A 13,045-nucleotide genomic window follows, 5' to 3' on the forward strand; every position below is an offset into this window, starting at 1 on the left:
AAAAGCAGTCAACAATGAATTTACAGTTACGGAACTTACAATTCCGCTTACGAAATTGAAGGGTGGGATTCCTGCAGGTGAGAATCGCCCTGTCTTCCTCTTGTAACTTCAATTGTATCGCCCGTATCGACACCATCTTTTTGTGCGCTCCAGGTTTCGTTACCATGATTGTCGTCTGCGGTTTTATGCCAATCCCAACCGCCGGCTTTATCAATGGCGTTAAAAATATCGGCAGTCGAGTCACTGCTATTGGGATCACCATTCAAGAAGAACTTCGCATGATAATGACCGTCACTATCGGCAGTGCCGGTTGTGAAATCCTTGAAGAAAGCGTCAAGGTCGACGTTCAATGTATCTTTATAGGTATCAATAAAGCTGAAACCTTCAACATTTTTAAAGCCGCCGCCAATGTCATAACTCTGAGGTCCTGTGGCACCCTGAGCACCCTGCCTTTTTACCATATAGTCGATGCCGTCACCGCCGTCAAAACCGATAAAATACGATTGAGGAACTCCTCTATTGGTTGTGAAATGGACGAGGTCATCACCAGCCGTACCGATAATGGATTTAACGTTAACCAATTCATCCTTCTCGGTTCCGCCACCACGAGTGATATATCCACTCTGGTCATCTCTCATAAGGACATCCAGATACTCTCTTGCGGTAAGCTGGCTATAGTCGAGGACTGCACCATTGGTATAAATGCTTTTAACACCACCATGACTGATAAACCTGTCATTGCCGGCTACACCATCAAAGGAATGGCCACCGGCTGCACTTCCCTCGAATACATCGTCTTCTTTTGTACCGGAAATGATTCCGATACTCTTGAAGATATCCTTTCCTTGCGTTCCAACCGTGGGGTCGTTACGGTCATAGCCTTTTATCGTTGTGCCGGAATAGGATGAACCTTCATCCATTTTTACATAGACACCATGGATATAATCACCATGATCGGTTACATAATCATAACGTAAATTATCAACCGTCAGTTGTGCCCCGTTCTTCGGAGCCTGTGTAACACGTGTATCGTTACCATCAATATAACTGATGCCGTCCTTGCTCGAATTTTGAACAGAATAAAATGTATCCTCTTTATAGCCACCTACAAGTCTTCCCTCGGTACCCCATCTGCCGGTAATCGAGTTTTTGTATAATAAAGCGCCATAAGCATTTTCAAAATCATGCAATTTATCCTCGGACTGGACATTATGTGCGTCTTTCCACAAAGTCTTTGCATATCCGTGGTCAAGATCAATGATGACATTATCTCTGCCGGCCGTAAGATTTGACCGATCCGCCCACGCCGCCATTTGCGCATAATCTGCCGAATTATCGTCAGGCGTTCCATCGGGGTTCATGAACATTCCCTCGATGCGTCCACCCATATCCGGCGCACCGACATAATATGTATCCGAACCTTCACCGCCGTAATATTCATCATTACCTTGGGTTGCCAGAAAATAATTGTCTTTGTCATTGCCGTAAATCAGATCACTGAACTTGGTGCCAATAACATTTTCAACATTGCTTACATGACCTTTATCGGCACCATCGGCAAGTACAGCACCATGTTCGTCATGGCTCAGTATATTGTGTTTATTATTGTCAGCATAACCTAGTTCATTTGCACCAAGATTGACGTAAATACCTTCAGTGCGGTCATTCGGATCTACTTTATTATCAAGTGGATTACCGTTGGCGTCGGTGGTTTCCAGAACATCCTGGAACGAAATCCAGTCATTTTCCCTGCCGCCATCGGTTCGTGTGCCACCATCATAAACGAGATATCCCTTGCCGACATAAAGAATGTCTGTTCCGGTTCCGCCATGGACAGTCACTTTACCGGTAGAACCGCCGAGGTAATATTTATCCAACCCGCCTTTATTGGTGATTGTTGTTTCACCGGACGAATATTGGAAATAATAGTTACCATCAGAATTACCATCATCGACAGGTAATCCCGAATTGTCGTCCGCAAAAACACCATCCTGTATATTCACCTTGGCCGACGAATATCTGAAATTGAAATCATCGGGTGTTTGGGCGTGAAAATCACCCATTGTAGGAACATATATCTGGCCATAATCGTCCGCGTCCGTCTGTGTATATCTAATATGGCCGTTTTGATCGTACAGGATACGCTGTTCGTCTGTGGAACCGTTATCTCCACCATCAATAATATTGACCTCGCCTTTGCTGTGGTCAAATGTATAGACATCAGAACTGTCGCCATCAATAATCTTGACAGTCGACGATGCCGTTACATTCTCTCCGTCCTTATTAACAAATCCGGTATTGGAAAATTTGTAATTGCTTACGCCTGTTGTATCCGTGATGATTGTTTCTTTGTTTGCCGAATTTGTAAAATCGTAACTATCGATGTCCCATAGTCCATTTTTCGTTAAATTGTCGCCATTATCGGTAATGGTTACTTTATCGATTGTTGTATCCTTGAAGTCATAAGTCTCGGAGCCTCTTGCATCAGTAATATCAACAGTTTGCGAATGACTATTGGAAAAGAGGTAAGTGTCATTTACAGAAAAAGCATGAGTGCTCCCATTTCCGGGGTGGGCCGGATCATCCAGGGCATCCCCTTTATCGTTAATGGTCACAGCGCCCCGCTCACCATCTGCCTGACCGGAATCCGAATATTGGAACGAATAGGTGTCAGCTTCGCCGCCATCCGTGATATTGACCACGGTGTTTCTTATACGGTTATCAAACGTTCCGTCGCCAAAGTTATAAAGATCGCCAGGATCATTATAAGTACTGCTATCATCAATTGTCACAATAGAATCGTGAACCTGCGTAAAGTCATACTGATCGTTACGATTTCCACCCTCTTGAATATAGACTTTTGTTTGAGCGGAAGTAAAATTATAAAAATTCTGTCCTTTTTCCTTGTCAATTATAGTAATATTATAATTGTCATCGCTGGCAAAGCCGTTCGATGTCGTTCCACTAAAATCATACCTGTCAACAGGAGTTTTGTCCTGATCGTTTGAAAGAGTACCATTGGTGTCGTGAATCGTGATTGTATTTGAAGCACTCGTTATTGAATTTTTAAAATTATAAGTATCACTACCGTGCTGATCGGTAATATCGACTTTGGTATTTACATTCATGAAGTTATAACGAGTAGCATAGCTTTGATCTGTTATCGTTACACTACCGCCTTGGGCACGATTGAAGTTGAAGACATCTGCTCCGGTCCGCCCCATCCTGCCACCGCCATCATTAATTGTGACTGTAGAATTATTGATATCGTTGAAATAATAATTATCCTGCCAATCAGCATAATCGGTAATATTGATATTTGATTGATCTGCGCGGTTGAAGTAATATGTGTCCTGGCCAACCCCGTCTTGAATATTGACAGTCGTGTTGGTTATATGGTCCGTGTCCGAGGCATAATTACCTGCAAAGTTGTAAACATCATCGTTATACGTGCCGACATTGTCGGTAATATTAACCAGTGCGTTTACTGCATTGTGGAAATTGTAAGTATCTTCAGTATTTCCGCTATCGTTGATTTGAACACTCGTAACAGGCCCATTGGCATCACCCAAATTATCGAAATTGTATCTATCACCACCGTTATCATCAGAAATCTTGATGTGAGGCTCGCCCGAAATAGCGTCTACGGCTTTCACATTATTAAAATTATAGGTGTCGTTTCCCGAATTGCTCCCACCTTGATCATTGATATGAATAACATTATACGAATCAAGCGTTACGCGGTCAAAATTATATGTATCCGCGCCACCACCATCGGTAATTTCGACCCTTGTATGGGAGTCATTGAAATAATACTGATCCCTGTCTGTCGAGAATCCATTGCTAATTGCAGAATCTACAATTGTGACCCAACCGCCGTCTGTGCGTTCAAAATAATATTGGTCAGCTCCGCTCTCGTCGATAATATAAACGCCCGAATTGGTGATATGGTCTGTCGGCTTTTCACTGGCATTGTTGGCATGAGTGGCAAAATCATAAACATTATCAAGATTTAGCTTTTTACTATGGTCATCGTAATAATCGTGAATAACGATACTCGAATTCGTTGCCTCATGGAACGTGTAATCGTCAGTACCTGCTCCGTGATCGTTAATAATTACCTTGCTGTTGATATTATTGAAATGATAATGATCTGTGCCGTCTGTGTCGTTAATGACGATATTTGCCTTGCCATCTTCTGTGACAAAATCATTATCTGTTGCGACTTTGGTTCCGTCGAAATTATAGTCGTCGCTATAATTGCTGTCACTCGTATCATTAATTGTGATTGTATTTGAATTTTTTCCGCTGGTTATAGTATTGCTGAAGTCATATTTATCAGCGCCATCCTTGTCGGCAATGTCGACTTTGGTATTTGCAGCAGAAAAATGATATTCATCAGCCGCCAATGTTCTGTCGTCAGCACTTCCCGCACCGGTATCCTTGATGGTTACAGAACCACCTTTGGTGCGATCGAAATTGTAGGCATCATTGCCGTTTTCATCGGCTATAGCAACCGTCGTATCTTCAATATGGTCAGTGGCGGATTCGTTATTGTTCTTTAGCGTTGCAAAGTCATAAATGTCGTTGCCACCAAGATAGATGCCGTCATTGAGGCTGTTAATCGTAATATCGGATTTTTTAGCATCGTGGAATGTAAAATAGTTGTCGCCCGATCCAAGATCATCAAGGCGGACTTTGCTTTGAACCCTGTCAAAGTGATATTCATCCTTGCCGCCCTGATCCGTGATCGAAACATTCTGATCCTTGCCTTCAGCCAGACTGTCTGATGTCACATCATTGAAATAATAAGCGTCATCGGCGGTACCTTTATCCGTTACCGTGATTGTGTTGTCCGCGTCCGCCTTTGCATGATCGAAAGTATATTTATCAGCACCGTCCTGATCGGTAATATCGACTTTTGTTTCAGCAGCCGAAAAATGGTACTCGTCCTGGGCTGCGTCTTTATCGCTGATCGGCCCCTTGTCTTGAATACTGACATAGCCACCTTTTGTGCGGTCAAATTGATATTTATCGCTGCCATTTTCATCAACAATATCAACTTCGGAATTCTCGATATGGTCAGTCGCATCGGGTTTCTCGGAAGTCAAAGTAGCAAAATCATAGACATCGCTACCACTTAAACTGGTACCATCATTGATATCATTGAGATCATTGATTGTAACATGATTGTCTTTGATCTCGTGGAATTGGTACTGGTCGTTACCGGCTGCAGAATCAATAATTTCTACGCGATTGATAGCCTTGTCAAAGTGGTAGAAATCACTACCGCCGGAATCGGCAATCTTGTTCTCGCCTGTCGAAGATTCAAAATTATAGCTATCGTTCGAGTCTCCTTTACCACTATCGACAATGGTATTATTGCCCGAAGAATTAACAAGATTGTAGATGTCTTCTCCTGCGCCGGCATATAACCGGTTATTACCGCTGGAGCCGTTAATGGCACCGCTTTGCGGATCCGTCATCTGCATGTCGAAAATGTTATTGCCATCACGCCCGTCAAAATAATAGGAAGCCGCTGTGTCGCCGATCAAAAAGTGATCATCGCCCCTGGTACCGACAATTTCGGTAAAATTATGCATTTCGGCAACATCGCCATTGCCGGTATCGGTAATCTTGTTATTGGCAACATCGTATGTCAGCCCCGGTAATCTATTTGAACCTTGCTGTGTTGTTACAGGATAATCATCACCGAAGATCAGGCGGTTTGTGCCACCTTCGCCATCATATTTGATATGGTTGTTGAACTGCGAAGCATAAATCGTATCGTTTCCGCTGCCGCCATAAATTTCACGTGCGTTCGGCGTTTTCGGCAAAACAATCGCATGGCTATCATTTATGACAGTATCCGGATTATCTCCGGAATACTGGTTGGTAAATTCGGATTTGGCTTTGGTTTCCTTACCCTCACCATCGACCCAGGTAATGTTGATATTGTTGCCGTTATAATCGACATTGCCTTTATAATTAACGAAAATCTCGTTATCTTTAAGCTCGATACCATATTTGGCAACGAAATCCGCATATTCAGGACTTCCCTTCCAGATGATGGTCATACCATCAGGAATGTCGGCTATATCCTTGATGCGTTTACCGGCAACAGATTCCCCGCCCACCAACTGGTCGAAAGTAACAATGCGCCCCAAACGACGATCCAGATTGTTAGGACTATTTTCTGTGTTGACCTGACCATATTTGAAAGCACCATTATCGGCATGGATAACAAATCCCTTTTCCTGATCGGCTTCGTGACGCAAATCAAGAATAGCAGGTTCGCCATATTGAACACCGAGATCAGGGTTCGTACGCGCAGCCGTTGCCCCGCCCCCCAAATGCCAAACGGTCGATTCCGTTCCGTTATCATTTTTAACAGTCGTTCTGGTGCTGCTTACCTGATAGAGATTAGCCTTCTCGACAAATGACAAGCCGGTCGGACCATCATTATCACCAGTCCCGTGGTTATCGTCGTTATCGCCATTGTGGCCACCACCATGATCGTCGCCACTGCCATTACCAGAATCGGTAGGCGTTGTCGGTTCCGACGGCGCGGTTGGAAATACCGGAGCGGGCATTGACTCGGACGGGCTGTTGGTTGGCAACTGAACGCTGCCTCCCGATGTCGTTGACGGGACAAAACTTACCGTATCATCAAGCACAGATGGCGGATTACCCAGAAAATCAGCCACAGACAGACGTTCATCGCTGTTGCCTTTTCCCCCGCCATTCAGGATACCTGTTGTGTCGTCGGAATCGAAATCTGTTGTTTCATTGACCGGAGCGGATTGGACAACCGCAACAATAGGATCGTTAGGGTCAACCTTGACATTTTTTTCGCGAATTTCACTCAGTTCGGGGCCAGGTTCAATCAGATCGGCGCGCTGGAACAATTCATTCGATGAAACAACCGTCCCGTCGGTAAAAGTCAGATTGAACAAATTTTCGTGCATGGACGACATTTGCGCAGCCTGAACCAATGTCAGTTCGGCACCATCCTGCGTACGAATGACAACGTCACTCCCGCGAATGATAATTTCCACCTGGGAAATGGCTAGCGGGATATCGTTATCCGAATAAGTATCAACCAGAACAGATACGCCATCCTTCTGTGGAAAAGGTAGTTTCATTGCGATTTAACCCTTATGATTTTCAGTACCCTCGAAATTCGGGATACACTTACAACGTTATAAATATAGTAATATTCGTCTTCTGTAACAAGCTCAATTGCGACGCAGTACCCCTCCTCATTCGCTAAAGACAACCGACATTCCGTCAATAAAGGGCTTGAACAAATATTGAAGAAACGTTCGTTGTCCGGCCAGTGCAAAGGTTTCAACGGTCATGCCCGGAAATATTTTCAGTTTTTCATTCTGTTTCGCATCCATCGTGACAGTAACCTCGTAATAGCGTCCCCCCTTATCCTCTTCACCGACGGCATCGGCGCTAATCACGGAAACTTTTCCCTGCAAGGTCGGGCTACTGTAATTTGAAATGGCAAGGACGCGCACTCTCACATCCTGCCCCACCCACAACCGGTCGCGATCCTGCGGGTTGACCTTGACATCCGCAACAAGCGGAACTTCGCTCGGTGCGATTTCAAACAGTTTTTCTCCCGGCCGCAAAACGGCACCCACATGCGGCATCACCACTTGCTGGATCACACCATCGACCGGCGACACGATTTCGGAATTTTTCGCTCTTTGTCTGCTGGCTTCCCACTGCGCTTTCGCTGTCTCCAACTTGACCTGAACTTCGGCAAGTTGCTTATTGGCATCCTCGTTGAATTCGGTTCTATACATCGACATTTTCAGCTTGGCTTCATCGCGTGCGGCTGTCATTCCGGGAACTTTTGAACGTGCATCGGCAAGCGTGCTTAAAACTTTTTGATATTCGAGCCGTCGTTGAACAAGTGTCGCTTCCGGTGCTGCGCCTCTTGCCACCAAAGGTTCCAGAAGTTTGATATGCTCGTTCGATAATTGCATCTCGGCACCGAGATTTTCTATCGCAATAGCATTGGAAGCAAGTTGTGCCTCTTTTTGTTCATACTGGGTTTTTGCAATGGCAATAGATTCATCCAAAGCGCGCTTACGTGCATTGTATAAATCGGTTTCATTATGGTAGATTTCGGCGAGCTTGGGATTGTTAGGCTCCGGCGGATTGAATTCCTTTCCGGCGAGTTCCGCCCGCAATCTTTGTTCGCGCAATTCATAGGCGCGAAGCGCAATGAAATTGCTTTCATTATCTTCAGCAACCGTGAGATTTTCAACATTGGCAAGCACCTCTCCGGCCTTGACCACCTCGCCATTGGTAACGAGAAGCTGTTTCAACACCCCGCCTTCGGGATGTTGTATCTCGATATTATGCCCCTCGACACGGATAATTCCATGTCCTCGAACCAGTACATCGAACGGCCAGAACGCAGCCCACAAAAACGCTGCAAGCAGACACAGTGCCAGAAGCCATTTTGATGGCGAAATGGCCTTCACTGCGTTGACGAGTTTGCCCCACTTACTGCGTTTTGTTGTTATCAGCATTGTCATGTTCAACACGTAATATAATATAATCTTCTGTGTTATCCGGCACAATCAGATTATCAAACCTGATATTTTTGATAATCGCACCCTCTTTTTGCAACACAGCCATTGTTGCAACAGCACGGTTAACTTGCAACAATAATGTATCACCTGTTGAAACATTCACACTCCGTCCAACCGAATAAATCCGCAATTTTTCGGTTGTCAGCACACTCTTGTTTCGTAATGCCCATTCACGCACTTCGTTTTGCTGGGTTCCTGTCAAATAGGTTCTGTTCAATTCGACCTTGATCCGCAAATCCCCGTCACGCTCTTTCAAGACATCCGTGTTTACCATGACAAGTGGCAATTTGACTGCAACCTGTGCGCTACCGTCATCTTTCTTGCCACCACTGGCTGTCGGAAGATTTTCTTTCGACGTGCTGAATTTCGATTCACTATCGCCAGCTTTCTGCGCATCGCCGCTTGATTGTTCCCCGCTCGCAGTCTGGGTTCCTGCTTCCGTTTCAGGACCGGCAATTTTCGATGTTGCAACAATGACCTGGAACAGCATGGCCAACAATAGAAACACCATCAAAAGAACGGTCAGCATATCCGCATAGGCAATCCAGATATTTTCACCACCACGTTTCTGAGACATCATTAATGCTCCACCAATTGAAGAGCCAATAGCCCATCATGTGGCTTGCCAGCCAGATAATAGATGCTGAACACAGCGCGCATAAAGCCGTAGCGAGCGTCGATTGCATCCGTTCTTGATGTAAAATATTCCGTTTCTGCGGTAATCAGATCGGACAATTTTCGGTCACCCAGACGAAATTCTTCAAGATAAAGACCACGGGTTTTATCCGCTTCGCGGGTGGCCTCCTCACTGATCGACCATTGTTGCGATGTTATTTCAATATCGCCAAGCAAGGCACGAACTTCGTCATTCACCGTCGAACGCTCTTTGCCAAGTTGAGCTTCATTGACATTGACCTGCGCATAAGCTTCGCGAATTTTCGCTTTCTTGGAAAGATCGAAAATATCGAATGTCAATTTGAGTTGAACGCCACCATCCGTGTTCGATACATTGTAAAGATTATCGACGCTCTCCAGACTACGCTTGTAATCTATAGTCAAATCAAGCTTTGGCTTCAAACTCGCTTTGGCGCCGACAACACTTTTCCGGCTTCCTTCGAGTGCTGCACCTCTTGCAAGCACTGCCGGATTTTGATCGGCGGCATTGACTGCAATATTATCCAGATCCCTTACCGGCGGGAGCGCCGTGCGCTTGGCCGGCAAAGCTTCCACTTCCATCCCCACCAGTGCATTCAATTTCTGGCGGGCGCGGGACAATTTCAGCTCTATATCCTTGCGCCGGTTGACTGCATTGCTCAATGCCAGACGCCCACGAACCGCATCCGACTGCGGCGAAATACCACCCGCAACACTTTCGCCAATTGTCTGGTTCAACGAGGTAATCTTGTTGACATAGCCGATAGCCGATTGAAGCTGTTCGGTATAGGCCTGAACAGCCATATAAGCATTGGCTGTATCGAACATAACAGTCAGGTCTTCGGCATGTTTTGCATGTCCGCTCGCGCGCAAATTATAGCTTGCTGCTTCTTTATCAGCATCACGACGACCGAAATCGTAAATGCTATAGCGCACGTCAACGCCTGCAAAGGCTGTATCGTCAAAATCACGATCGCGACTGGTGATGCCACCATCATAGCGCAAATTCGGAGCTGTCAATTCGGCACCGACCGTCGGATAATATTTCGCTTTTGCCTGATCGAGACGGCTTTCGGCAATATCAAGCTGGCTCTTTGCCACTTTGATTGTCCACGAATAATCGTGAGCTTTCTTCAACGCTTCTTCAAGCGTTAATGTCTGTTTTTCCCGCTTGAAAAATTCTTTGGATTTTTCTGTTACCGGACTATTAACATTGGTAACTCCGGCTTTTTGACCGCCCTCCGAACGGTTGCTATCCTTAACCGCCTGAGTTGTCATTGTATCGACACCTGTAGGGGCAACCTTACCCCTGTTCTGTGCACAGCCGGTCGAAACAACACTGCAACTTACCAGAAGAATAGACACCACACGCTTAAAACTGTTTGAGCAATTCATTAGAATTAGCCTTTCGTGGGTGGAACATCACTGACCTTTTGTGCAGCTTTGATGGCAGAGACAATAGAAACACGCGCTTCTGTCAGATCACGCATTCCCTCCATGATCGCTTTCTGCTGTGTATGCATAACCTGATTTGCGTTCTCAAGTGCCTTTTCCTGCTGGACACTGTGCGTAAGCAAATTCGCCGCCGACTGTTCGATCGAACCGGTATCACGTTGAATTTCCTGAAGTTTATTGGAAATTGCTTCAAGGCTTGTCAAAAATTCAATACGGATCTGGTTCAAACCGGCAATGGCCTGCGCCACAGTTTGATTATTGTTTTCCTGAGATTCAATGCCGCGCGCAATATAGGCACTGTTGGTTTTGGCAATATCGCTCAGTTCGCTAAGCGCCTGATAGTTATTCCCGATAATTTCGATAATCTGCTTTGTTGCCTCGGCATTAGAGGTCACCGTATTCAGAATTGTCTCGACAGAGCGCTTATTGCTTTCCGATTGTTCCGTTACAACAGTCAACATTTTTTCCATTGTTTGCTGCTGAATAGCCTGTCCTTGAACGAAACTATTGGAAATATCGATAAATTTTCCGGTATCCTCGTGTGAAAACTCGACATGACGGGAAAGCACCGCGGCCAAACGATTTATCGCACGCGTTGTTGCATCTATTGTACCGGTTTCACCGGCCATTTTCGACGCTTCTTCTCCACTTGCAACAAATGACCATTTTTCAATATCGTAAACCCATCCTTCGGTTGTACGCCCCATAAAATGGGCAATAAGCCCCACACAAATCGACGACCCCAGACCGAACATCGAAGAGGAGAACGCCGTTGCCATACCGCCGAGTGGCGCAGCCAATGAATTGACAAGAGATTTTGCCTGTATTTCATCTGCCGAGGAAAGAACGTCGATCGACCCGCGAATACCTTCCATCGTAAAGGTCAGACCGAAGAAGGTACCGAGCAACCCCATCGAAATAACAGCACCGGCAGCGTAGAAGAGAAAATCGACACGCCAGTCAAGCGCGGTTGAAACCAGAGAAATAGCCGAATTACGTTCATCTTCGTTAAAGCTGATGAGATCACGCAAACGACCACGCAACAACCGCATACCACCTTTGAGGACCGGCTCGTCTCCCTCGTGCGGGAAGTTTTGCTTGAATTTCTGCCACTGTACCATTCCGCGTTGGAGATAAAAAATTGTGTAGAGGGCGTAAGACAACACAATGACATCGAAACAAGCGATGATCGAGTTGAAAATAATATTATGTGCTACAAAATCACCGTGAAAAATCAGCGTATAAAGCAATGCGATGAGCGACAACATTGCCAGAAGCAGTGAAAAATAAAGCACAGAACGTGTAGATCTCATACGACCCCCTCAAAAAGGAAACAAAGCATGACCTTTATCAGCCTTATCTTTACAATGGTTAATCACCGAAAACTCGTCCCGACAATCTTGCTTCTAACAACCCGATTTGGACTTCACCCCCTACGTTCCCAAATATTTGCCGGTTAAGAATCAATTTCATCTTTTAACGATTTGCTATATCTTTTCAAGACATGGTAAATTTTTGGTTAAAAAAAATGCTTAATAAAAAATTTCCTGGTTTTTAACCTGCTGATTTTTCAGCATTTTTTTATGAAATAAATTCCGATAAAAATATTTAGCCGTTTTATTTCAATGAACAATCAACGAAAAGCACCGAAAATTACGAGCCAATTTTTCAACCAATAGTTCAGTTATCTGATGATTTCTCTGCTTTAAACTTGATTAACAAAATCAACTTATTTCTGCCCGATCAAGTTGATTTTTCACATTCTTATCACATATTTTTTTAAATTCAACCATTAGTTTAGTAGAATGCAAAGAATTCACAACATTTAATAAAAAGTCATAAAGTTAGATAAGAATATGTATTTTGTTATAAATTGATTATATTATTTTAGACTCTATTTTATAATATTTTTTTGTTAAAAATTTAATTTATTTAATATTATTTGATAATTGTCAATATTTCCTATTATAATTTTACTTATTTTTAAAACTATTATTTAAATAATATGGATATTATAGGAGGAATTGCGCCATAAATGAATAGATAAGCTTTTATAAAACGTTGATATACTATTTTTAACTAAAAAATAGCGGGCTATCAAAGTTTTACGGATTATAGGCGGGTGCTTTCCGGTTGTTCCTTAAAACCTGGTCACTCTATTGCACGCTGTAATTTGCTGTCCATTGTTGCTTCTTCGCCTTTTTTTTGAAAAAGGTTCGTTTTTCCTGTAATGCCAAGCATAATAATTGTTTTCATGAAAATGTGGCTCTTCTTCCTTCTGTTTTGTAAACGCAACTCTTCCTTTGACCGTTTTATGGAAC

At 44.2% G+C, this 13,045-nt stretch carries 5 protein-coding genes; all 5 read right to left on the reverse strand.

Features of this window, described 5'->3' with window-relative positions; translation table 11 throughout:
• Window positions 1–47: 47 nt before the first annotated feature.
• Complete coding sequence (locus BBC0122_RS10160; RefSeq protein ID WP_077993535.1) at window positions 48–7,145, reverse strand: calcium-binding protein; 7,098 nt, start codon at window positions 7,143–7,145, stop codon at window positions 48–50.
• Window positions 7,146–7,262: 117 nt separating this feature from the next.
• The gene (locus tag BBC0122_RS10165) at window positions 7,263–8,552 is read right to left on the reverse strand and encodes an HlyD family type I secretion periplasmic adaptor subunit (RefSeq protein ID WP_198231586.1); all 1,290 of its coding nucleotides are present in this window, start codon (window positions 8,550–8,552) and stop codon (window positions 7,263–7,265) included.
• The gene (locus BBC0122_RS10170) at window positions 8,527–9,195 is read right to left on the reverse strand and encodes a hypothetical protein (RefSeq protein WP_077993538.1); all 669 of its coding nucleotides are present in this window, start codon (window positions 9,193–9,195) and stop codon (window positions 8,527–8,529) included. Before BBC0122_RS10170 ends, BBC0122_RS10165 begins: the two co-directional genes overlap by 26 nt.
• The gene (locus BBC0122_RS10175; protein WP_077993540.1) at window positions 9,195–10,664 is read right to left on the reverse strand and encodes a TolC family protein; all 1,470 of its coding nucleotides are present in this window, start codon (window positions 10,662–10,664) and stop codon (window positions 9,195–9,197) included. Before BBC0122_RS10175 ends, BBC0122_RS10170 begins: the two co-directional genes overlap by 1 nt.
• 5 nt (window positions 10,665–10,669) lie before the next feature.
• A complete protein-coding gene (locus BBC0122_RS10180; RefSeq protein WP_077993543.1) occupies window positions 10,670–12,037 on the reverse strand; it encodes a MotA/TolQ/ExbB proton channel family protein in 1,368 nt (455 codons plus the stop codon).
• Window positions 12,038–13,045 lie beyond the last annotated feature (1,008 nt).

This window comes from Ditibartonella choladocola (genome assembly GCF_002007565.1).
GTDB lineage: Bacteria > Pseudomonadota > Alphaproteobacteria > Rhizobiales > Rhizobiaceae > Bartonella > Bartonella choladocola.